The organism is Sulfurimonas crateris (assembly GCF_005217605.1).
Classification (GTDB): domain Bacteria; phylum Campylobacterota; class Campylobacteria; order Campylobacterales; family Sulfurimonadaceae; genus Sulfurimonas; species Sulfurimonas crateris.
This window is the reverse complement of the sequence record NZ_SZPX01000005.1, coordinates 172,186-196,105: the sequence shown is the minus strand read 5'-3', so window position 1 is coordinate 196,105 and position 23,920 is coordinate 172,186. Positions and strand designations below refer to the sequence as shown.

26 protein-coding genes and 1 other RNA gene are annotated in these 23,920 nt (G+C 36.7%); 24 read left to right on the top strand and 3 right to left on the bottom strand.

The features are described 5' to 3' along the window. Positions 1–131: 131 nt before the first annotated feature. Positions 132–508, bottom strand: a transfer-messenger RNA (tmRNA) gene (ssrA, locus tag FCU45_RS07710). Positions 509–635: 127 nt separating this feature from the next. Here ssrA and FCU45_RS07705 point away from each other — a divergent pair. From FCU45_RS07705 to FCU45_RS07600, 24 genes are all read left to right on the top strand, one after another. Continuing rightward, the gene (locus FCU45_RS07705) at positions 636–1,046 is read left to right on the top strand and encodes a FixH family protein (protein WP_137013970.1); all 411 of its coding nucleotides are present in this window, start codon (positions 636–638) and stop codon (positions 1,044–1,046) included. 9 nt (positions 1,047–1,055) lie between these two features. Further along, the gene (locus tag FCU45_RS07700) at positions 1,056–2,231 is read left to right on the top strand and encodes a TolC family protein (protein ID WP_137013968.1); all 1,176 of its coding nucleotides are present in this window, start codon (positions 1,056–1,058) and stop codon (positions 2,229–2,231) included. After that, positions 2,231–3,193 carry an efflux RND transporter periplasmic adaptor subunit gene (locus FCU45_RS07695; protein ID WP_137013966.1) on the top strand — a complete coding sequence of 321 codons (963 nt, stop codon included), beginning with the start codon at positions 2,231–2,233 and terminating at the stop codon, positions 3,191–3,193. The genes FCU45_RS07700 and FCU45_RS07695 overlap by 1 nt, the downstream gene beginning before the upstream one ends. Before the next feature lie 4 nt (positions 3,194–3,197). Beyond that, entirely contained in the window at positions 3,198–6,245 is a 3,048-nt protein-coding gene (locus FCU45_RS07690; RefSeq protein WP_137013964.1) for an efflux RND transporter permease subunit, read from the top strand. A 177-nt stretch (positions 6,246–6,422) separates the two neighbouring features. Beyond that, complete coding sequence (locus FCU45_RS07685; RefSeq protein ID WP_137013962.1) at positions 6,423–7,169, top strand: GntR family transcriptional regulator; 747 nt, start codon at positions 6,423–6,425, stop codon at positions 7,167–7,169. 122 nt (positions 7,170–7,291) lie between these two features. Further along, entirely contained in the window at positions 7,292–8,563 is a 1,272-nt protein-coding gene (locus tag FCU45_RS07680; protein ID WP_137013960.1) for a hypothetical protein, read from the top strand. A gap of 14 nt (positions 8,564–8,577) precedes the next feature. After that, positions 8,578–9,474, top strand: a complete 897-nt coding sequence (phnD, locus tag FCU45_RS07675) for a phosphate/phosphite/phosphonate ABC transporter substrate-binding protein (protein WP_137013958.1) — start codon at positions 8,578–8,580, stop codon at positions 9,472–9,474. A gap of 50 nt (positions 9,475–9,524) precedes the next feature. After that, positions 9,525–10,313, top strand: coding sequence for a phosphonate ABC transporter ATP-binding protein (phnC, locus tag FCU45_RS07670; RefSeq protein WP_137013956.1), 789 nt, complete (start codon positions 9,525–9,527; stop codon positions 10,311–10,313). Beyond that, entirely contained in the window at positions 10,306–11,832 is a 1,527-nt protein-coding gene (gene phnE / locus FCU45_RS07665; RefSeq protein WP_170175841.1) for a phosphonate ABC transporter, permease protein PhnE, read from the top strand. Before phnC ends, phnE begins: the two co-directional genes overlap by 8 nt. Positions 11,833–11,843: 11 nt before the next feature. After that, complete coding sequence (locus FCU45_RS07660; protein WP_137013952.1) at positions 11,844–12,275, top strand: phosphonate C-P lyase system protein PhnG; 432 nt, start codon at positions 11,844–11,846, stop codon at positions 12,273–12,275. 3 nt (positions 12,276–12,278) lie between these two features. Next, on the top strand, positions 12,279–12,815 hold the full coding sequence (gene phnH, locus FCU45_RS07655; protein WP_137013950.1) for a phosphonate C-P lyase system protein PhnH: 537 nt from the start codon (positions 12,279–12,281) through the stop codon (positions 12,813–12,815). Beyond that, positions 12,815–13,870, top strand: a complete 1,056-nt coding sequence (locus tag FCU45_RS07650; protein ID WP_137013948.1) for a carbon-phosphorus lyase complex subunit PhnI — start codon at positions 12,815–12,817, stop codon at positions 13,868–13,870. The genes phnH and FCU45_RS07650 overlap by 1 nt, the downstream gene beginning before the upstream one ends. Beyond that, positions 13,871–14,695, top strand: coding sequence for an alpha-D-ribose 1-methylphosphonate 5-phosphate C-P-lyase PhnJ (locus tag FCU45_RS07645; protein WP_137013946.1), 825 nt, complete (start codon positions 13,871–13,873; stop codon positions 14,693–14,695). It begins immediately after the preceding gene. After that, positions 14,692–15,528, top strand: coding sequence for an ATP-binding cassette domain-containing protein (locus FCU45_RS07640; RefSeq protein ID WP_137013944.1), 837 nt, complete (start codon positions 14,692–14,694; stop codon positions 15,526–15,528). Before FCU45_RS07645 ends, FCU45_RS07640 begins: the two co-directional genes overlap by 4 nt. A gap of 8 nt (positions 15,529–15,536) precedes the next feature. Beyond that, the gene (gene phnL, locus FCU45_RS07635; protein ID WP_137013942.1) at positions 15,537–16,241 is read left to right on the top strand and encodes a phosphonate C-P lyase system protein PhnL; all 705 of its coding nucleotides are present in this window, start codon (positions 15,537–15,539) and stop codon (positions 16,239–16,241) included. After that, a complete protein-coding gene (locus FCU45_RS07630) occupies positions 16,225–17,370 on the top strand; it encodes an alpha-D-ribose 1-methylphosphonate 5-triphosphate diphosphatase (RefSeq protein ID WP_137013940.1) in 1,146 nt (381 codons plus the stop codon). The genes phnL and FCU45_RS07630 overlap by 17 nt, the downstream gene beginning before the upstream one ends. A gap of 2 nt (positions 17,371–17,372) precedes the next feature. Then, a complete protein-coding gene (locus FCU45_RS07625) occupies positions 17,373–17,888 on the top strand; it encodes a hypothetical protein (RefSeq protein ID WP_170175840.1) in 516 nt (171 codons plus the stop codon). Then, entirely contained in the window at positions 17,885–18,601 is a 717-nt protein-coding gene (locus FCU45_RS07620) for an MBL fold metallo-hydrolase (protein WP_137013936.1), read from the top strand. The genes FCU45_RS07625 and FCU45_RS07620 overlap by 4 nt, the downstream gene beginning before the upstream one ends. Before the next feature lie 65 nt (positions 18,602–18,666). Then, a complete protein-coding gene (locus FCU45_RS07615; protein WP_137013934.1) occupies positions 18,667–19,326 on the top strand; it encodes a response regulator transcription factor in 660 nt (219 codons plus the stop codon). Between the two features lie 109 nt (positions 19,327–19,435). After that, a complete protein-coding gene (locus FCU45_RS07610) occupies positions 19,436–20,449 on the top strand; it encodes a sensor histidine kinase (protein WP_137013932.1) in 1,014 nt (337 codons plus the stop codon). A 259-nt stretch (positions 20,450–20,708) separates the two neighbouring features. Next, the gene (locus FCU45_RS07605; protein ID WP_137013930.1) at positions 20,709–21,110 is read left to right on the top strand and encodes a hypothetical protein; all 402 of its coding nucleotides are present in this window, start codon (positions 20,709–20,711) and stop codon (positions 21,108–21,110) included. 151 nt (positions 21,111–21,261) lie between these two features. Then, a complete protein-coding gene (locus FCU45_RS11590; RefSeq protein WP_170175839.1) occupies positions 21,262–21,405 on the top strand; it encodes a hypothetical protein in 144 nt (47 codons plus the stop codon). A gap of 163 nt (positions 21,406–21,568) precedes the next feature. After that, complete coding sequence (locus FCU45_RS11900; RefSeq protein WP_425471118.1) at positions 21,569–21,736, top strand: transposase-like zinc-binding domain-containing protein; 168 nt, start codon at positions 21,569–21,571, stop codon at positions 21,734–21,736. 153 nt (positions 21,737–21,889) lie between these two features. Next, positions 21,890–22,534 (top strand): hypothetical protein, encoded by a 645-nt coding sequence (locus tag FCU45_RS07600; protein ID WP_137013928.1) that lies wholly within the window; start codon positions 21,890–21,892, stop codon positions 22,532–22,534. Positions 22,535–22,702: 168 nt separating this feature from the next. On the opposite strand, the gene FCU45_RS07595 is transcribed toward FCU45_RS07600, so the two are convergent. Next, positions 22,703–23,512, bottom strand: a complete 810-nt coding sequence (locus FCU45_RS07595; RefSeq protein ID WP_137013927.1) for a metallophosphoesterase family protein — start codon at positions 23,510–23,512, stop codon at positions 22,703–22,705. Positions 23,513–23,546: 34 nt separating this feature from the next. Further along, a complete protein-coding gene (locus tag FCU45_RS07590; RefSeq protein ID WP_137013925.1) occupies positions 23,547–23,855 on the bottom strand; it encodes a hypothetical protein in 309 nt (102 codons plus the stop codon). Positions 23,856–23,920 lie beyond the last annotated feature (65 nt).

The window sequence follows — 23,920 nt, the reverse complement described above, 5'->3', positions numbered from 1 at the left end:
AAAGTAATTATAGCATATTAGATTTTGAATATATTCTATAAAAGCTCGGCCTCGCTTTATCAAAAATATCAATAAAGCTCTTGATTATTGGGTTTAATGTAAGAATTTATAGGATTTAATTTTTTATGTGTTGGTGGAGCTGTGGAGGATCGAACTCCAGTCCGAAACCACGCTACTCCTAACGTCTACATGTTTAGTAAAGTCGTTTAGGTTTAATCTTGCTTCACACAACTTGCAAAGCTACGCAAGACGAGCCTCTAGGGTTCATTTTATGTTCGAGGCGTACATAAAATATATCTACATAAGGGTTATACTTCGAATCCTGCCTATCTAGAGTCAACAGGTGAAGCAGCCCGTCCTCTTGCGAGGGGGTAAAACTTATGCTACTGCGTAAGCTGGGCGGTAATTTGTATTGTTTGCGTTTAAGCAAGTTGAGCCGCGTAACGGAAATGCTCAGTCCGACATGCAATTAGAAGCTACTTGATCCCGTCGAAACCAGGTCAGCCCCATGAGTAGAATTGTAACATAAATATTGTAAATAAAAAGTAAAAGAATTTCACAAAATATTACAATTCTTACACGATCACTACACGTTAAAAACTATATACTCTAAAATAAAATATAGGAGTATTAAAATGAAAAAGATTTTTTCATCAATAGCAGTTTTAGCGACCCTCTCTTTTGCGGGCGGGTTTATGGATATGGGCATGAGCGGTGATCTGCATGTAATGCTCTCAAGTGAGCGAGTCCTAAGCGAGGGGCAGAACAGAATCAAGATAGAACTAAACAGAGGCGGTCACGGCGGTAAAGTTGTCGATGCAAAGGATGTAAGAGTTAAGTTTTTTATGCCTCAGATGCCCGGAATGCCTTATATGGAGTCAAAAGATATCTGTAAAAAAATAGAGAACTTTTTTGAGTGTAACGTCAATTTCCCTATGGGCGGAACATGGCAGTATCAGCTCTTTGTAAAAGATGAGCAGGGCAAGGATTATAAACACAAAGGGAGTGTCAATCTGGGTCAAGCTTCTTCAGCGCATCGTCACTAGGAGTTTGTCATGAAGATGCTGACTCTTTTTATGATTCCTTTTGTATGTTTTAGTGCGGAGTTTAGAGAGGTTTTTGAAAAAGCGGCTCTAAGTTCGCCTCTTTTGCGTGCAAAACATGAAAAGATTTTAGCTTCACATGAGGCTATAAAAGGCGAAGCGGTATATAAAAACCCGGTCATCTCCATAGGTGCGAATGATCTGCTTTTAAATGAGAACTTTTTAAAAAGAGATATCGAGCCTATGCAGACGAACTTTATAGGAATAACCCAAGAGTTTGAAACATTCGGCAAACTTGATCTCAAAGAGGCAATACTTCGAACGGGTACCCTTGTTTTAGAGTATGAACTGGAAGATTTGAAGCTTGATTTGTACAAAAAAACTGCACTCATTGTTGAGAAGATAACTACATTTTCAAATCTTTTGGAGCTTTTAGAGAGAAAAAAAGTAAACTTGGAGATATTGACAGATTACTATGAAAAGAGCATAAGCGTTGAGAGCGGTTTTAGAAAAAGCGTCGAACTTCAAAAAAAGATATTTGCTATTGAGGACAAAATCTTAGAGCTTCAAGAGAGTGTTCAAAGAGCCAAAAATGAGTTTAAATACCTTACAAATCAAGAGTTTATCCCGATGCAAAGAGCACAAATCGGCGAAGAGTTTATAGAAGAAGAGATAAAAAAAGCACCGAAATATAAAATTTTTGAGTTGCGCAGCAGACAGTTGGAGATTGCCGCAAAGCTTGAAGAGAGAAAAAAATACTCAAACATAAACCTCTCTCTAAGCTACAATCACCGTCAAAATTTTGATGATTATCTATCTGTAGCAACATCCTTCGCTCTCCCGATTTACGGCAGCGAAGATGCAAAAGCAAAAAAAACACGCTACTTAAAACAAGAGAGCATACAAAACGCGCAGAACTATCTGCAAAATGCAACAATGATTTTTCAAAATAACCATAAAAAAGCAGACTATTTCAGTAAAAGGGTTGAAAATCTTGATGTGATTTTAGAGAAATACAGAGCGCTCAGTAGTTATGAGAAGTCCAACATAAGAAACAGTGTCACGCTTGAGAGAAGCATAGAGGATGAGAATCTGCTTTTTGATCTGGAGATAGAGAGATTAAAATACAAACTAGAGATAAAAGCCGCCAAGCTGGAGCTTTTTTATATCACGAAAGAGAGTATATAATGAAAACGCTACTTTTAGTTCTTTTGAGTTTTGCTTTTGTTGAAGCAAAAACGTTTGAACAAGCCTTTAATATCCAAACTATAAAACCAAAGATGCAGATGAAAAAAATCACCAAAAGCTACTATGCGATAACCTCCTATGATGAAAAAAAGATATATGAGATTGTATTGCGCTTTGATGGAAATATTGAAAACTTGGAAGCAAACGAGCTTTATAAGAGTGTTAAAAAAGGAGAGAGGCTTTTTGACATCTACTCCAAAGAGATATATACTCTCAAAAAAGAGCTTGAGTCTACAAAAAATCTTCAAATATTAAACGAAACTATTTTAGAGAAGCTGAGTCTCTATGAACTGGACAAAAGAGCGATCGACTCTAAAGCTGCGGCAGTTCCCCACTTCAGCAAATACAGCGGTAAAATCATCCAAAAAAATATTTATGAAGGCTCTTATGCCAAAGCGGGTGGAGTGCTTTTAAAGATAGTCGACGACTCCTCTATGTGGGTAATCGCTAAAGTGTATCAAAAAGATATTGAGTTTGTAAGTAAGGGCATGAACGCGCTTATAGACGTAGAGGGCTTAAGCGAGCCGATAGTCGCAAAGGTGGGCAAGATCTATCCAAAAATAAACAAAGAGGATCTGACTTTTAATGTCAGGATGGATGTCAAAAACCCAAACTCTAAAATATTTCCCGACATGTTTGCAAAAGTGAGTTTTAGCAAAAATCTCAGCGCAGCACTCACACTTCCAAAAGATGCGGTTATAAAAAGAGGAGATAAGTTCTATGTCTTTACTAAAATCTCACAGAGCGAATATGAACCCAAAGAGATAGAGGTAGAGTATATCGGCGGATACTATCGCATACTATCAGGTATAGATGAGAGCAGCGAAGTGGCACAAAACGCACTCTTTTTGCTTGATAGCGATGCGGTGACAAACGGCTCATACATGAGCGAAGAGTGGTAGTGAGATGATTGAGAGAATCATAAGCTTAAGTGCAAAAAATATATTTTTGGTTCTTATCGCCTCCGTAATCTTGACGGCTCTGAGTCTTTTTAGTCTTAAAAATATCTCGCTTGACGCGCTGCCTGATCTCTCGCCGCCTCAGGTGATTCTTCAAATCTCATATCCGGGGCAGTCTCCAAAAATCATAGAGGAGCAGGTTTCGTACCCGCTTATAAGCTCTTTGATGTCACTACCGGGCATAAATACCGTAAGAGCCATGAGCAGTTTTGAAAACGGACTTGTTTATATAATCTTTAAAGATGATACGGATATATATGATGCCAGAAGCAGGATTTTAGAACAGCTCTCTTCCATCCTGCCGACTCTGCCCTCAAATGCAAAAGTGAGCATGGGACCCGATGCAACTGGTGTAGGCTGGGCGTATCAATATATTTTAAAATCAGACAAACTCAATCTTGCGGAGCTTAGAGATTATCAGGATTACTACTTAAAATATGGTCTTTTGGGCGTTGACGGCGTGAGCGAAGTAGCGGCTGTGGGCGGATTTGTAAAGAACTATCAACTCCTCATCGATCAGGATAAGATGGTCAAATACAATGTCGGAATCGGCGAAATAACAGCTGCTCTTAAAAAGAATAATCAAGACAGAGGCGGCGGTGTGCTTTTGCAAAACGGATATGAAAATATCATTCAAGCACGCGGATATGCCACAAGTGTGGAGGATATAGAAAATATAACCATCAAGGTAAACGGAGTAGTTCCTCTTAAACTCAGCGATATAGGTTCTCTCTCTTTGTCTCCTACGCCAAGACGCGGAGTTGCGGAGTTTAACGGAGAGGGAGAAGTTGTCGGCGGTATAGTTTTGGTGCGTTACAAAGAGAACACTTATGAGGTATTGCAGAAGATTAAAGCCAAAATCGACTCTCTAAAGAGCGAAGATGTAGAGATAGTTACGGCGTATGACAGAACAAAACTCATAGACAGAGCCATAGATACTCTCAAAAGTACGTTGATTGAAGAGTCCATCATCGTTATCATCATCACGGCTCTTTTTCTTTTTCATTTTAGAAGCGCACTTGTCGTCGTGATAGTGCTTCCTTTGACGGTGCTGCTTAGTTTTTGGCTGATGACGCTCTTTGACATAGGCTCAAATATTATGAGTTTGGGAGGCATTGCCATTGCGATAGGTGCTATGGTGGACGCTTCTATCGTTATGATAGAGAACGCGCATAAACACCTCGCTAAAAGCGACGGTTCAAAGAGCAGAGTAGAGATAATCATAGACTCTTCAAAGCAGGTGGGGCGTCCTATCTTCTTTGCTCTTATGCTTATAGTTGTCTCTTTTTTACCTATTTTTGCACTAGAGGGGCAGGAAGCCAGACTCTTTTCGCCGCTTGCTTATACAAAAACGTTTGCAATGCTTATTGGTGCTGTTCTCTCTATCACACTGGTACCTGTTTTGATGATACTTTTTATAAAAGGAGAGATAAAAAAAGAAGAGAGCAATCCCATAAACCGCTTTTTTGCATTTTTATACACTCCTGTGCTGAAACTGTTTTTAAAACTGAAATATCTTGTTATTGTCTTGTCTATAGCTGCCATAGCGTATATCTATCCCCTTTACAACAGCCAAAAATGGGAGTTTATGCCGCAGCTTAACGAGCAGGATTTTATGTATATGCCCGTTACGCCCTACGGAATCAGCATTGAGCTTGCATACGAGCTCTCTCATGAGACAAACAAGATCATAAAAAGCTTTCCTGAAGTAGATACCGTTTTTGCAAAAGCCGGACGCGCAAACACGGCGACAGACCCCGCCCCTCTTGCCATGATAGAGACCATCATCACATTTAAGGATGAATCTCTTTGGAGAGAGGGCATGACGTATGAGAGACTTATGGCAGAGATGGAAAATGCGCTTAAAATAAAAGGACTCATAAACTCATGGACATATCCGATACGAGGCAGAATAGATATGCTTTTAACTGGTATCCGCACACCTTTGGGGATTAAACTTTACGGCGACGACAACAAGGTTTTGGAAGATGTCGCATCTAAAATAGAGCAGAGGCTAAAAACCACACCTCTTACGCTCAGTGTCTCTGCCGACAAATCAAACAGCGGCTATTATCTCGATATAGAGATAAAACAAGATGCTCTCTCAAGATATGGCATCTCAAAACAGGAGATACTTGACACCGTCTCGTTTGGTGTAGGCGGACTTGGTGTGAGCACCTTTATAGACGGACTTAAGCGTCACCCAATCTCAGTGAGGGTGGATGCTGACCAAAGAGACGATATAGATAAAATCAAAGAGTTAAAAGTCAAAACAAAATCAGGATTTTTGCCGCTTCGTATGTTTGCGGATATAAAATATACGGAGGGGGCGAGCGTTATAAAGAGCGAAAAGGGGATGAAAGTCTCTTTTGTCTACATCACGCCCAAAAGCGGTGTAAGCGTGGATGAGTATAAAAAAGAGGCGGCTGCTCTTCTTGAGAAGATAGAACTTCCAAAAGGTTACTACTACGAGTTTGCTGGGCAGAGCGAGTATTTGGAATCTGCAAAAAAGAGACTCGGTTTTATCGTTCCTATAGTGATTATAAGCATTTTTGTACTTATCTATTTCGCACTTGGAGATGTTAAAAATTCGCTTATCGTATTTTTCACTCTGCCTTTTGCCGTTTTGGGCGGATTACTCTATATTGATTTTTTAGGGTTTAACCTCTCCGTCGCCGTAATTGCGGGCTTTTTAGCACTGCTTGGCATTGCGGCTGAGACGGCTATAGTCATGGTCATCTATCTTGATGAAGCTCTGGGGGAGAAGGGCACATCACATGAAGAAGCTATCATCAAAGGTGCGGCAGGACGCTTAAGACCGAAACTAATGACCGTTTTTGCCACTCTCGGCGGACTTATTCCGATTATGTATATAGACGGAGTGGGAAGCGAAGTTATGCAGAGGATTGCAGCGCCAATGATAGGAGGCCTAGTAACCTCGGCGATTCTGACGCTGCTTATCATACCTGTTTTATACTCTCTAAGGAAAAGCTAACTTATTTATCTTTATGCTTGAGAGATTTTTTAAGAAAATCTGCCGAATTTAACTCCTCCGTTAACACCTCCTTTTTAAGATGAGTTTAACTTATCTATACAAGTGTAACCTATTCGTAATATATCGCCAGTAGAATTTCACCATAAACTTGTATATACAACTTAAAATGGATGAAAAATGACAAAAAAATTTGATTATGAAATCATTTATGAATATTTGAAAGATAAGATTAAAAACGATTTAAGTCCGAATGAAAAAATTCCTTCTGAAAATGAACTTTGTAAACTTTTTAATTTAACAAGAACTACCGTTAGACAGGGAATAGCAAGACTGAAAAATGAGGGTCTTGTATATTCCAAACAGGGAGGAGGCAATTATATTGCTCCCCAAAAGATAAACTACACGCTCTCAAAAAATACAACTTTCTCAAACGAGATATTAAAGCTTGGCAAAACTCCAAGCATTAAAATATTGGATATAGAGACTATAAGCCCAAATAATTTTCTTTTGGAAAAATTTAATATCAAAGAAAATCAAAGCATATTGAAAGTCACACTCGTTAGAATGGCAGATGATATCCCTATTCTTCTTGGATATAGCTATCTTAATACAACATTAACTCCCGATATCGATTTAAAAATAGTTTCAACCACCTCATTTACAAAAACCTTTAAAGAATATGGGCTAAATCCAACAAGAAATCACTCTGAACTTGAAATAATACCCAGCGATGAAAAATATATACAAATGCTTCAGATACAAAACACTCTGCCGCTTATAAAAATTGCAAGCACTTCAATAGATAAAACGAGTGGAAAAATCATAGAGTATGTCGAATCATTTTTTAGAAGTGATTTAGTAAAAATTTCTATTGATTTTAATCGGGCAAAGGAGGCAAAAATCCAAAAAAACTCATCAAATTAAGCTAAAGAGAAAGGAAGAGCCGCCATCTATCTAAACATGACAAATACCTAAATAGACGGCTTTAGTTTTTGAGTTAAAACTCATTCTGATTATAACTAAAAATTAAAAACAAAGGAAATCCAATGTTGAGATTTAAAACAAGTGTGGTAGCTGCTGCATTTTTAGCACTATTTGTAACCGATGCCAGTGCTGAATTTAAAATAAAAAGTGATGATGGAAGCTGGATGGCATTTAGTCCGAGATTGCAGGTATGGGGAGAGTCATTTAGCAACAGCGGTTTGGAGGGAGGGGGACAAAACGATTTTTTTATCCGTCGTTTTCGTTTACTTCTTGCCGGAGGTATATTAGATGATACCGTTACATTTCGCGCACAACTTCATGATGGCGGTATCGGAGAAGATAAACATCAAAATCCCGAAGGCTATAAATTTAAAGATAGTGCATATTTGATTGAAGGCTTTTTGGGCTACAAAATGGAGCAAGAACTTCAAATGCGCGTAGGACTCAATGTTCCTCCATCCAATAGAACACTGCTAGACGGAACATTTGATCAGTTGATGATAGATCGCTCCGGTCTTCAATCAACATCAATGAATTCAGGATTGGCGACACGCTATGGATTTAACAGAATGAAATTTAAAGATGCAGCTGTTCTCAACAGCAGCGGATTTACGCGTGCCGATGAAGTCGATATGGGTATTACATTATGGGGAAGTCATGATTTTGATGATAATCTTCACGGTAAATACTATTTTGGCGTACACACAGGGGTAGAATCTGGTAAAAGAGCTGCAAATCCATTGGCGAGTGCACCGTTAGAGCAGTTAGCTTATACTATCAATCCAAACAATAATATGCGATACAGCGCAAGAGTGCAATTGAACTTTATGGATGCTGAGAACGGCTATGAGCAAGGTGCAACATACATGGGCAATAAAAAAACAGTGGGAATCGGTGCATCGTACGACGCGCAGGCTGAAGTAGCAGTTGCCGATATCTCTAAAGCTTCTTATGATTACAATGAATATGAGTTGGATGCTTTTGCCGAATTGCCGGATAGTTTTGGTTCAACCACTCTTCGAGCGGAATATATGGCTGTTGACTTAGGCGGGCTTGCACCTGAGTTTGAAGGAAGCGGCTATAACCTTGAAACCGGTTATTTTATTAACAAAAAAGTAGGCAAGGGTAATTTTCAGCCTTCTATCCGTTATGTAAATTGGAAAGCTGACGACGCAAAAGGTGATTACAACACACTACAGGCAGGGTTAAACTATTACCTAAAGGGACACAATGCAAAAATTCAGCTTGCGTATGAAAGATTTGAGCCAAAAGTTGAGCAAGAAGCGCATCCTACGCAAAATTTTATCAATTTAGCTTTCCAAATTAAACTTTAAAACAGGAGAAAAAAATGAAAAAAATTGTAATCACAACACTAATCGGGTTATCGGTATTAAGCAGTGCGGCAGTTGCAAAAGAGTGTTTGACACTGGGACTTATCCCTGCGGAAGATCCAAAAGCAATGCTTGAACAGTATAAGCCGATGGCACAGTGGCTTGAGAAAGAGACGGGTCAATGTATAGAGCTTAAAGCTTCAACCGATTATACGGGTGTTATCGAAGCCATGAGAGCAAAAAAAGTAGATATCGCTTGGTTTGGTCCGTTTTCCTATGCAATGGCGGCCCAGAGAGCCGGTGCAGAAGCATTTGCAGTCGGTATGGACAGCAAGGGCACTACAACTTATAAAGCATACCTTGTAGCGACGCCTGAAGTTGCAAAAGCCTTGGATATAACTACGCCGTTAGTCGGTCTTGATGGGATGAAACAGCTTAATGCAAAATTGACTCCACACAACGGAAAATATCTAATGGCATTTACCGATGTTGCATCGACTTCAGGATATGCTGCTCCAAGATATTTTATGCATAAAGCTGGAATTGATCCTAAAAAAACATTTAAAAAAGTATCTTTTACAGGAACTCATGATGCCGCTGAACTCGTTATAAAAAATAAGATCATGGATATTGTGGCAGATAACGACATCTCGTATCCAAAAATGCTAGAGAGTGGCAAAATTTCAAAAGAGACAAATATCGTTATATGGGAATCATCTCCGCTTCCCGGCTCACCATTGGCTTATAGAGGGAGTCTGGATAGTGATATAAAAGAAAAAATCAAAAACGCTATTGTAAAAGTGCCAAAAAATATAGTTACGGGTTATGGAAAAATAACCGGCTACAAAATAGTAGATGATAAAGAGTTTGACATCATCAAAGATATGAAAAAAGTAATTGATGAAGTGAAATAATCACAATGTAAAACTGGGCTGCTTATGCAGTCCATAATCAAAGGTAGAAAATGAAAATAGAAATTAGGAATTTATCTAAAAAATTTGGTGAACAAAAAGTTTTAGATGATATAAATTTAACCATTAAGCAAGGTCAAAAAGTAGCTTTTATTGGACTTAGCGGTTCTGGAAAAACAACTTTGATGAGAAGTATCAACGGTTTTGTAACCCCTGATAACGGGGAGATAATCGTAGATGGCAAAAAAATAGATTATAGATCAAAAAAAGAGGTAAAAGAGCTAAGAGCTAAAGTTGCCATGGTCTATCAACTCTTTAATCTGATCGAGAGAACTACGGTTTTACACAATGTGTTAACCGGCACTTTGGGAAAAAAAAGAGTTTTGTCGGAGAGCGTAGCCGTAGGCATAGGTTTTTTCAAAAAAAGCGATAAGAAAAAAGCAAAAGATATCTTAGAGTTTGTAAAACTAGCCGATAAACACGATGAAAGAGTTGATAGTCTAAGCGGTGGACAAAAACAGAGAGTGGCGATTGCAAGGGCTTTGATGCAAGAGCCTAAAATATTACTAGCAGATGAACCGACGGCAAATCTTGATATAAAAACTGGTAAAAAAATACTCAAACTTTTTTCTAAGATTAATGAAAAAGAGCATACTACGACTATTACGGTTATCCATCAGTTAGAGCTTATTAGTGAAAAGTATTTTGATAGAGTTGTAGGTCTCTCTAATGGAAAACTTATTTTTGACGGTCATCCCGATGAACTAACACATGAGATTTTGACTTCTATTTACGGTGATTTGGAATCAAGTGAAGACGATGAAGAGTTTGGCGATGAATAAAAGAGTTGAATATGCCCTTTGGGCAATAGCTTTTTTTGTAATTATTTGGTCGTTTCAAATCTCACAAGTAAGCATAACTGCGCTGATGGACGGGTATCAATACGGTGTAGATTTAGTCAAAGAGATGTTCCCGCCCAATTTTAAAAACTTTGACACTATAGTCGAGCTTTTGGGTGAAACTGTAGCTATGGGCGTATGGGGGACGATAATCGGAACAATTATATCTTTGCCGCTTGGTTTTTTAGGTGCTAGAAATCTAACCCCAAATAAAATTGTATATGTTCTAATCAATGAGTTAACAAATATTTTACGCTCAATCCCTGATATAGTATATGCGCTTGTTTTTGTCGTTTCTGTTGCTGTTGGGAGTTTGGCAGGGATACTTGCTATTGTATTTGCAACTATCGGGCTTTTGACGAAGTTTTATATTGAGAGTTTTGAGAGTATTGACATGAAACCGATTGAAGCTATAAGATCAACGGGAAGCGGTTATGTCTATATGCTTCGACACGGTATTTTTGAACAAGCGCTCCCGCTTATTAGCAACTATACGCTTTATTTACTAGATCACAACATAAGAATCGCTATGGTTTTAGGACTTGTTGGAGCAGGTGGGATTGGCATGGAGCTTTACGGTGAGCTTCGATATTTTAGTTATGACAAAGTAGCTGCTATGCTGATTTGCATCCTTGTCATACTTAGCTTAATCGATAGAGTTTCAAATTATGCAAGAGAAATCATCTTGCATTCAAGCAAACATAATAAAGAGTACTTTAAAAAAACATTTGTCGCTATTTTGTTTATCGCCCTTGGCGTTGTAGCGATTATATATAAACCGTTAGAGCTTGGTTCGCTTATAACTGGACTTCCTAGAGTCTATGAAACACTTGCAGGTTTTTTCCCGCTTGATTTAGGAAGAATCGAAGAGTTTGGACTTTTAATGCTAGAAACCATTGCAATGGCAATAGCCGCTACCGTTATAGCTATAGTTTTTTCGCTGCCTCTTGGATTTGTATTGGCAAAAAATATCAATGTAAATATTCCGACAAGGGTTATTGTGGGGGAGTTTATCAATTTTTTACGAGCAATGCCTGATCTGCTTTTTGCGATTATTTTAGTATCTATTATTGGTCTTAGTCCATTTGCCGGAGTTCTTGCGATCGCCTTACATGTAACAGGATTTTTAGCAAAGTTTTATGCAGAAACTATAGAAAGTATAGATGAAAAACCAATCGAAGCATTGACTTCAACAGGTTCTTCAAAACTGCACATACTCTATCACGGATATTTTAAACAGATAGTCCCTCTGTTTCATAGCTACAATCTTTATATGCTTGATAGAAATGTAAGAGCGTCTACTACAATGGGACTTGTGGGGGCTGGCGGGATTGGTTTTGAACTTGTGATGAGTATCAAGCTTTTTGAGTACCAACAAACGGCAACGATTATTTTACTTATCATCATCGTTGTTTCAATCATCTCTAAAGTTTCATCATACTTTAGAAAAAAATTAGTATAGGAGTTAAAGATATGAGAAGAGAAGATTTAAACTTTATCCTTCAAAAGGCTGAATTTAGCGCACTTGAAGAACTGTATAACAAAATAAAAAATGAATTAGAGGTAGTAGTGCTTCAATCTCCTGTGCAACAAACACTATTGCAGCCTATTTATGATCCAATCAGCAAAGGAGAGTTTTATGCCGGAGAATTACTGGTCACAACTGCAATTATACAAGTGGGGAATGATTCATCAAGCAAAGGATGGGCAATGGTGCAAGACGACAACGAAAAGCTCTCCCTTTATATTGCCGTTTGTGATGGGTGTTTTGGTGCCGGTTTTTTCAAAGAAGAGATTGAAACTTTGGTTGCCAAAACAGTACAAAATATACAAACAATACAAAAAGAGCTCAATAAAAAAATCAATGCCACAAGGGTAAATTTTGACCTTATGGCTCAAGGGTAAAAGATGGAAAATGTAGATTTAGAACAATTAAACAGACAAAATTTTAAAAGCTTAAGTGATGCGTTGGCGATGCCTGGAAAAATTACCCAAATAAAGAGTGTGTTTGATTCGTATTTACTTGGAGTTGCAAATGTACTTTTCTTTAATGAAGTAACTTATTATTACAGCGGTGATGAAGACATTACTTTAATAGAAGCCATCACAAATCCAAAAGCAACCACCATGCAAGAGGCTGATTATATTTTAAGCGATGTGATTGATACTCGCCTAATAAATGAGGCAAAAAGGGGAGATTATCTCAACCCTGACTTTTCGGCAACCTTGATTTTGAAATGTGAAGATTTCAATAATTGTACATACTTTTTAAGCGGTCCCGGAATTGATGGAAAAAAAGAGGTGAATTTACCTTGTAATAAAGAGTTTATAGATATTTTGATGCAAAAAAACAGTGACTACCCTTTAGGTATTGAGATTTTTTTCATTAATAGTATTGGTGAGCTAATAGCTCTTAGCCGAACAACCAAAGTGGAGGTGCGATAATGGGATTTGTAGCAATTAAGGGCGGGGAAGAGGCCATCAGAAACTCTTTAGCTTTTTACGAAGAAGAGATAAATTTAAGCCAAAAGATTGATCCTCTGGCAATAGAAAATACTTTAAGATATGGAGTTGACAAAGTGATGAGTGAGGGAAGTTTGTATTCTAAAAAACTCTCCGCACAGGCTATACTAAAAGCAGGCGGAGATTTGCTTAATGCATCTTTTTTCCTAAGAGCTCATAGAAGTTCTTGTGCTAGAGCAGGCATCGCAAAAACAATTTGTACAGATGAGATGAGAGTGGTACGAAGAATCTCTTCAGCTTTTAAAGATATTAAAGGGGGTCAGATTTTAGGACCATCAAGCGATTATGAAGTAAAACTTATCTTGAAAAAAGCGGTTGATAAAACTGTTTGGGATGACTATAAAAATGATGATATTTTTGTAGAGTCTGCTCTAAAGCCTCTAAGAGATGCCAATATGATAAAAACTTTGCCAAAAGACGAAAAAATAAGTGACATCACAAGAGTTTTCCCATCTGCTCCCTATCCACGAAGCGCCGTAATGCAAATCATGGCAAGGGGTGAGAGTGGCTCGATGTTGGCTTTTGCTTATACCTCTATGAGAGGATATGGGGATGTCCATCCTACTATCGGCGACCTTAGACTTGGGAGGAGTGAAGTAAGATTTACTCACCCTTTTACTAAAAATGAGGTAAAAATCGGCGAGATCGATATCACTGCTTGTGAAGCAGCTGCTACTTTTGAAAAACAAAGTGATGGAAGCACGAAACTTACAACAGGGTTTGGATGTTGTTTTGGTTTTAATGAAACAAAAGCAATCAGCATGAGCATCCTCGATACAACTCTTTATAACAAATCACACACTATAGGCCAAGGTGGAATTGCTGATAATTTTGAAATGATAGTACATCATATAGATGGTATAGAATCACAAGGTTTTACCAATCACTATAAACTCCCACATTATGTAACATTTCAAGCAGATTTACAAGTATATGAAAATGCAAAAAAATACTCTAATCAAGAGGAGAAAAAATAGATGAGATACGGTTTTTTAGATGAAGATGCAAAAAAAGAGATAAGAAGAGCTACACTCAAAGCTATAGCAATCCCAGGGTATCAGGTATCTTTTGCGAGTCGTGAACTTCCTATTGCCAGAGGTTGGGGAACTGGTGGACTGCAAATGACACTAGCTATCATCAATGAAGAAGATTGCTTAAAAGTGATAGACCAAGGGTGTGATGGAAGTGTGAATGCTGTTAATATCAGAAACTTTATCGTTTCAGTTACAGACAACCAAACAACTTTAGATACCCTTGAAGCCGATATTATCCAAAGTCGTCACAGAATCCCGGAAGAACCTATGAGAGAGGGGCAAACACTAGTTTTACAAGTCCCTTATCCTGAGGTTTTAACCAATGTTGAAGCCGACAGTTACAGACAAAAAGTGATGCATGCAAATAGTGACTATGCGAAATTGTGGGTGCTTTTATATGAAGATACGGCTCAATTTGGAGATAGTAGAATCGGGCATAGATACCCTGTAATGGTACATGATAGATATGCAATGGATCCTAGTCCCATACCAAAATATGACACTCAAAAATTAAATAACAATAAAGCACTCATACTTTTAGGGGCAGGAAGAGAGAAAAAAATCTATGCAATACCACCTTACACAAAAGTAGAGCCTTTGAAGTTTGAAGACAAAGAGTTTAAAGTTGAAAGCTTTGCTGATAAAAAGTGTACAAGATGTGGGGCAAGCGGTGTATTTATGGATGAAGTGCATACCAATGATGGCGAAGTGAAATATTATTGTAATGATACGGCATATTGTGATAAGAATTTAGAGGGGAAACTATGATATTAGACCTTAAAAATGTCAATAAAGTGTATGGAAGATTTTGCGATAAGTGCTTGGAGAGTACGGGTGCAGAATTTGAAAGCTCTATTTGTCCTCATTGTGGAAGTGTCGTTGCTGTAAACAGTATCAATTTGCATCTTAAGCGTGGAGAAATTCTAGGGATTGTAGGAGAGAGCGGCAGTGGCAAATCAACACTTTTACAACTCATCTATCAAGACCAAAAAGCGAGTAGCGGAATCATCCATATGGATACTTTTGTAGATGCTCTTGGTGGATATAAAAATGTCCTTGAAGCTAATGCAAACGAGCTTGGATATTTAAGAGATGAGTTGATGTCTATGATCTATCAAAATCCTCGCCTTGGACTGAACTATCAATTTAGTGCAGGTGGAAATATCGCCGAAAAAGTGATTATGAGTGGAACAAAAAAATATGAAGAGATAAGAGCTAGAGCTTTGTATTTTTTAGAAAAAACAGAAATTCCAGTGCAGAGGATAGATGATTATCCTGATTGTTTTAGTGGTGGGCAACAACAAAGAATTCAGATATCAAAAGCACTCTCAAGCAATCCAAAAATTTTACTTCTTGATGAGCCTACAACAGGACTTGATCTATCGGTTCAAGCCAAAATCTTAGACTTAATAAAAGAGTTGCAAAAAGAGATAGGGTTTGCGATGGTTATCGTTTCGCACGATTTGGGTGTAATAAAACATTTAACGGATATTTGTATCGTGATGAAAAACGGCAAAATAGTTGAGTATGGATTAACGGATCAGATTTTAGAAGACCCGCAACACCCATATACTCAAGTGCTCGTTTCAAGTGTATTGTAGGAGTGGTTATGGAAAAATTAAAAGTTAGAAATTTATCAAAAGAGTTTACGGTACACACAAGAGGCGGTATCAAAATACAAGGGTATCAAAATATCAATTTTGAAGTCAAAAAGGGGGAGTTTTTATCTCTTTATGGACCTAGTGGGATGGGAAAATCATCTGTTTTAAAAGCACTTTATAGAACCTATACTACTACTAGCGGAGATATTATTTTTACAAAAGAAAATGGCGACAGTATCAATATCGCAACTTGTGATGAAAGTACGATGCTCGATTTGCGAAAAAATGAGATTGGGTATGTGTCGCAGTTTTTAAAAGTGTTGCCACGAATTGGTGCAGTTGATGTTGTCGCTCAGCCTTTGATAGATAAAGGCGAAGATGAAAAAAGTGCCAAAGAGGCAGCCAAAGAGTTGCTTAGTTATTTGGGTATCAAAGAGGAACTTTTTAATGTTTCTCCTCTTACCTTTAGCGGCGGAGAGCAACAACGGGTCAATATAGCAAAAGGAATCATCGCTCCAAAATCGGTACTTTTGCTTGATGAACCGACCGCTTCACTAGATCACAGCAATACTATGAAAGTGATACAAAGACTTCAAAAAATCAAAGCTGATGGTGTTGCTATGATCGGGATATTTCATGATTTAGAAGCAATGGAAGCTATTAGCGATAAAGTTTTTGATATAAAGGAAAAAAGATATGCAGACAGTCATTAGAAGTACAAATATACTCATAGATGGAAAATTTCAAAGTGCTGATATTGTTATTAAAAAAGATACTATCTCTCAAATAGCCCCTTACAAAAGCTTAGATGTTGCTATAGATTTCGCAGATAAAAGAGTGGTAGCAGGATTTGTGGATTTGCACGGTGATGCGATAGAAAAAGAGATAGAACCTCGCCCTGGGGCCAGATTTCCAACTTCTATGGCAGTAGTAGAACTTGATAAAAAACTCTCAATGGCAGGAATTACTACTATGTTTCATGCAGTTGGGTTTAATGATCAAGAGCTAAGCAAAGGAAGAGGAACACAACAGTCTCGTGAGCTAATAGAAGAGATCTATCAAGCTAATACGCAACACTTAGGAGTTGATAATCTTATCCATGCGAGATTTGAGATTACAAGTGAAAGTTCGCTTGAAACACTTAAAGAACTCATTATTGCAAAAAAAATTAATCTATTATCTATAATGGATCATTCCCCTGGGCAAGGGCAATTTAAAACACTTGAAGCTTGGAAAAAATACTTTTTAAAAACCTACGCTATTAATGAAGATGAAGTACAAGAGTATCTGGAAAAAAAAGCATCAAAAGATAAAAAATCAGTCGTGGAAGATTTAGTGGCTTTTTCAATTAGCCATCGTTTGCCGGTTCTCAGTCACGATGATGATTGCTTGGAAAAACTCAATACTCTTAAAGCTTTAGGGGTGAGTTTTTCAGAATTTCCACTTTCACTTGAGGTTGCTAAAGTGGCAAAAGAGATGGGTATAAAAACAGGTATGGGTGCACCAAATATTGTAAGAGGTGGATCTCAAAGTGGAAATATTGCCGCTGTAGAACTCATCAAAAATGGTGTATGTGATTATTTATGTAGTGATTATCATCCTGCTTCTATGCTTCTTAGTCCTTATAAACTTCAAAAAGATATAGATTTAAGTCTTGAAGAGGGATTTGCTATGATTAGCTCTACTCCTGCTAAACTCGCTGGACTTGAAAATAGAGGGGAAATCAAAGAAGGATACCTAGCAGATATAGTAATTATCGATGAGACCCATATCCCAAAAGTGGTTATGACTTTTAAAGACGGTGAAGTTGTATATAATGCAATAAAAAACTTTAGGTTCTAATGATGGTAAAAATAGTCTTAATAGTAGGAGCAAGCGGAGTTGGTAAAGATACTCTGCTTAAGTCAATACAAAATGATATAAAAGCGAATTTTGTAACTAGATATATTACAAGAATTCCTGATAACAACGAATCAAATCATTACATAGGCAAAGATGATTTTTTGTATTTAATAAAAAGTGATTTTTTTATCTCTTCATGGGAAGCTCATGGAAATATCTACGGTATATCAAAACTTTCCATAAAAGATGGACTTAATATTATCTCTATATCAAGAGAGGCTATCAAAGATTTTGAAAATACTTTTGAAGATGTTGCAACTATAGAAATTGGGATACCAAAACAGATGCTCTATGAGAGACTTAAATCAAGAGACAGGGAGAATGAAGAGGCAATTAAAAAAAGAATCCAAAGAAGTGAACAAAAAATAAAAGCAAAAAATCATACCTATTTTGATAATTCTAAGCCCTTAGAAGAATCAAAAAGTACATTTTTAGAATTGTTAAGGAATTTGACATGAAATTAAAATTTTTAGGTACTGCTGATAGTGGAGGAATCCCATCACATAATTGTGATTGCAGTATTTGTGAAGAGTATAGGCGAAAAGGTAAAAAAAACTTAGCTACAAGTGCCTATATAGAGTGTGAAAATGACGAGATTATCTTACTAGATGCAGGTATAGAAGATATTGCTTCTATTTTCGATGGGGGGAAAATCGCAGCTATATTTTTAACTCATTTTCATCCTGACCATGCTTTAGGTCTTTTAAGACTCAGATATAGCAGTGATAAAATAGTTTGCTATCACCCAAAAGACAAAGATGGTTTTGCAGATTTGTTTAAGCATCCAAAAGCTTTAGACTTCATGGAAAACATCCCTTTTAATCCAATCGAAGTAAATGAATTCAAATTTACTCCAATTCCATTAAAGCACTCTAAAAACACTACGGGATATTTGATACAAACCAAAAATAAAACTATAGCTTATTTAACAGACTGTGCAGGAATATCAGAAAAATCGATGGAGTTTTTGCTCTCCTGTACCATAGATGAGTGCTATATTGACGCTTGTTTAGCACCAAACTTTTCAAACGGTAATCACCTAAACTATGAAGAAGCAACTCTTGTTTTGGATGAAATAGGTGCTAAAAAATCTTATTTCATTCATAGTAGCCATTTTACTTTAGAGCATATTAAGAGAAATAATATAGAACTTAAATATGATTATATATGATTTGTACAATCACAAAGCAAAATAAGTACGCGGATTTCTAAGATGAGTTCTAGTAAAATACTCAAATGAATATTTTACTACTTGAAGATGATGTAATCCTATCGGAGATACTTAACGAGCATTTGAGCGAAAAAGGCTACTTTGTGTCGTCTGTTTATGACGGGGAAGAGGCTTATGAGATGATACTCAAAAAACGGTATGATCTGATGCTTCTTGATGTCAACGTACCGCTTTTAAGCGGTTTCGAGCTCTTAAAACTTCTAAAAGAGCAGTATGTAAATATCCCCACTATCTTTATCACTTCGCTTGATTCTGCACATGAATTAAAAAAAGGTTTTGATTTGGGGTGTGATGACTATCTCAAAAAACCTTTTGAACTTTTAGAGCTTGACGCAAGAATAGAGCATCTTGTAAAAGTAAATAATTTAGAAAGTTCACAGATAAAGATCGACGAACAAAACTATCTTGACAAGACGACTTACGAGCTTGTCAAAAACGGTAATAGAGTAAAACTCTCTAAAAAAGATTTTGAGATAACCCGGTATTTTTTATCGCAAAAAGGGAGTGTCGTATCACATGCACAGCTTATTGCAAACATCTGGTTTGAGAGCGAAGTGCCGAGTGATGCGACGCTTAGAACATATATAAAAAATATCAGAGCACACCTTGGCAAAGATTTTATAACTACCATAAAAGGAGTCGGCTATAGAGTTAACATCCAGTGAAAAAAAGTCTTTTTGGGGCTTTTTAGGACTTTATCTTAGTTCGTCAATCTTTCTGATTCTTTTTATAGCTGTTAGTTTTTATCGCTATGAATCCTCTAACATTATCTCTATGAAAAAAGAGAAGATGCAAAACATCGCGCTTAGCCTCTCTTCTAAGATCATCTCATCTTACATGCGTTCAGAGCCTCTGCATATTGAAAATCCAGAGGGGTATGAAGTAGCACTTTACGATGAGCATCAGATTCCGATTTACGGCCAAGAAGCCGAAGATATCATCTTTGAACAGGGCTTTTATAAAGACAAAAGATTTGATTATTTTGTAGACTTGAGCCCGCAGATGCACCACGGCGTTAAATATCTGGTACTTAAGAGCAAAAAAAAGGATCAAGAGGCGCAAAAGCTGTTGCAAAGCATACTCTTTACAGCTATGTTCTCGGTTCTAGTCGTTGCTGTTGTGGGCTATTTTCTCTCAAAGATGTTTTTAAAACCTATTCAAAACGAGAGAGTAAAACTAGACAAATTTATAAAAGACTCAACGCATGAACTTAACACTCCCATAACTGCAATACTTATGAGTATTGAGAGACTCAAAAAAGAGAATATCGATGAGAAGATCTTAAAAAGGGTGGATATCAGTGCAAAAAGAGTGCAAAAGATCTACTCAGATCTGACATATCTGTTGCTTGAGAGTGAAAATCAGAATTTAAAACAGAACAATCTAAGAGAGATCGTAGAGAATGAACTCACTCTCTACGAAGATTTGGCGCTTAAAAAATCAATCTCTATCTATAAAGAGCTAGATGATGCATTTTTTAGTATGGATGAGGTAAGTGCCCAGAGACTCTTTGGCAATCTGATCTCCAATGCCATCAAGTACAACAAGCACGGCGGCAAGATGGAGCTAAAGCTCACGGCAGAGGAGTTTAGCATCTCCAACAGCGGAGCAGGCATAAAAAAAGAGCAGCAAAACAGGATCTTTGAGAGGTTTTACAGAGCAAATGAGTACGAGGGCGGATTTGGCATAGGGCTTGATATTGTAAAGAGAGTTTGTAAAAGATATAAGATAGGCATAGAGGTAAATTCTATAGAAAACGGTTTAACAAGTGTTGTATTGAAGTTTTAAAAAAAGAGGTGGTGGCCAATCTCGGAATCGAACCAAGGACACAGTGATTTTCAGTCAGTAAAACGGGTATTTTTATAGTTTATTAAAATATGATAAACTCTCCTAAAACCCTCTATTTTACGGGCTTTAAAAAGCCTCTCCCCCTTTTATATTCTTTTATAATAATCCATTCTTTTTTAAAAGTTGTAGTAAAAACTGTAGTAAAAAATGTAGTAAAAAATGTATAATATGAAAACTTAAACATATAGGCAGTTTTGATTTGGGCAGTAAAAACAGAATACTTTTAGCAATGTTAACAAATCTTATTTTGCATAAACTCAGAAATGTATTTGACTCTAAAGAACTTCATATCACAAAAGCAAAGCTAAAAAAAATAGAACAAAAACATGAGCAGGTCATTTTTTATCTTTATGACAATAATTTTCAAATAATCTTAGATAGCACGATAGGTGTATGCTCATATAAACATGATGATTCTATTTATAACTTTGTTTCAATAGTAAGCAATGATATCTTTTTATATTCAATATCTACAAATAACCATTTTAACTATATAGGGACTTTTTTTAAAACTGACAAAAGAAAACTGTTAAAGCAGTGTGACAATCATATTCAATTTTTAAATAGTAAGAAGAGGAAGATTTTTGAAGATTTTATATAAAACAAAAGGAGGGAGGACAACTCCCCTCATTTATCCTGCACCGGTAACGCCCCAAACTAGGATGCAAGGCTCGTGGATGCCCGTATTTCCACCTCTTTTGTTTCTTAGTAAGCATTATATCAAAAAAACAATAATATTAAAAGGTATATAAATGGCATTAAAACCAGCAGGCGGAAGATATGAGGGCGTTTGGATAAACGAACTTAAAAACGGTAATACTGCTTTTTATATCAATTACAGAGACGAGAACGGCAAACCTATTAAAAAGAAAGTAGGCGTAAAAACCAAACAATAAAATTTTACTATCAAAGACGCTTACGATAGACTGATCCAAACGAAACATCATCTTATGACAGGTGACTTAATAGTAAATATGGGTGCTTAAAACACCTCTCAAACTATGCTATAGTAGGAATAAACAAAGGTTTATTTACAAATGGCTGTAAAAAAGCTCTAAAATATGCATAAATTGCAAGTCAAAAAATGTTATTTCCAAAGGCTCAAGAAGAGGAATAAAGAGATATTTTTGTAATGACTGCAAGACCTCATTTAGTTCGAAAAGAAGACCAGAATACCTACAAGAAATAATATTTAAAGAGTATTTCTTACAACGACATTTAGAATAAACTGATATAGTCGATTAATGAAAACAGCATAGAATTGAGACATAGATTGAGATATTTCGAAGAGAGACTAGTATATCAAAATGTATATCTCTATCATATCAGAGTTTTTGACAAAACTTCACGAAGTTCATACAGACAAAAAAGGAATTTAAAATGAAAATCACAAAAATTATCAATGCAAAAACAGATCAAGGTTCAGAAGAGATCCAAGAGCTTATTAAGTATTTTGGAACTTATTGCATATCTTCAAGCGAAAAAATAGCTCAAGAGATACAAGAATTTATAAATCCGCTAAGATTGGCAGAATATCTCGATGAAAAACAAAAACAAGGCCTCATCACAGATGTTGATGAGCTGGAACATATTGACTGCATTGTAGATTTAAGTGACAAGGCAGATGAAGCCAGCCTTGAGCTTTTTGGATATAGAACGATTGATATCATCAAAAAGTATCCTCAAATATATGGAACCCCACCATACGACCCGATGAAGTCGCTGTTATCTTTTGGATTTGAAGTCGGTAGAGGATGGTTTCCTCTTATTGCAAAATTGTCGGAAGACATCCAAAAGATACTTGACAGTGATCCAGAGCTTAATATTCGGGTCGTGCAGGTCAAAGAAAAGTATGGCAGTCTTAGGTTTTATGCCCACGGCGATACGGGACGAGAAATCGACGCTCTCATAGAAAAAGCAGAAGAAGAGAGTGAAAATATTTGTGAAAATTGTGGAAAACCCGCTGTACCACAAAAAAGCAAGGGATGGATTAAAACAAGATGTGAGGAGTGTGCAGATGCTTGAAGTTAACTATTTAAAAAGAGACTGGAATATTGGTATATAACCCACTCAGTCTCTTGGCCCAACAAAAAGCTGGCATAGGAAACGATACTCTATTACAATTACTCTGACTTTTTTGTAGATGTTAAAATCATAGCGAATTTCAAGAAGACATCAATAGTGAGAGTATTACTAAATTTCAACTGTTCTTATCTTAAAATCTTTTAATTGTTCAGTATAGCCCAACGCGTTACAAATTACGCTGACCCCATCTCTTTTGTATTCATAATTAACGTGATTATGCCCATATATCCAATACTTAGCGGTTGTATTATCAAGCCATTCATCGCCGCAAAAAGAGTAAAATGCGTTCATTTTGTCGTCTCTTTTGCTGGGTGGTGTATCTTTGTCGTCTATCGACGGATTGACATGAGTTATGATAATATCGCAATTTTGATAGATCGCATCTAGCTTCTTTTTTTGGATCTTAAACATATCATAAAAATCCTCGATACCAAAAATCATTCTCGAATCATTCATGGTTTGCTTCCAAAATGTAAGTACATTTCGTCCGTATGAAGAGGATGTTCTGTGAAAATAACTGCCATCATACCAGGCGCTGCAACCTCCAAATCTGATACCGTCTATCTCAATAACATCTCCATCAAGACAATACATTCCATCCTCAGCGTTTATAAGCTCTCTCATCTCTTCTGCACGCCTAAAGGAGTCTCTTTCGTACCGTTTCTCTTGAGTCTCATCGATAAGATAATAGTCGTGGTTTCCTAGAACGCAAATGATATATTTATACTCATACAGCTCTTTTATCAATCTTAACATTGCGATATTTTGAGAGTTAAAGTGTCCTAAGTCGCCGGCAATTATAAGGATTTTGCTACCTGTTTTTGTAAAAACTTTTTGCAAGAACTCTTCTGTGTTTTCAAAACTATCTTTATCAAGGTGCAAATCAAAGTGTGTATCGCTAATTATGTCTATTTTCATTGTATTAGATCTCTATGCTTTTCATGTTTTTAAATTAAACAGTGAACGGTGCCAGATTTTCTGAAGTAAAATTTTCAGTTGCGGTGCCATTAATAATGCCTATATTAATCTTATGAGCTATTTTGTGTTCATCGCTTAAGATATCTTGAGATTCTATAACAGATAAAACCTTCTCTTTTGAAAACAGTGCCACAAGAGCTTTCATATTTTTTGTATTTGAGTATTGCGAGTAAACACTTATTAATGTGTCGATGTCCACTAACGAACCATCTTTAATGCTCCAAAAAAGATCAAATTCAAACATGCTCTTGTCAATTTTAATTTGAGTTTTTTTCTTTTTCATAAAATACCTCCTGTCTAAAATCTGTTTTCTTTCTCGCCTTGGAGCAGTTCTTGTAAACATCAGTT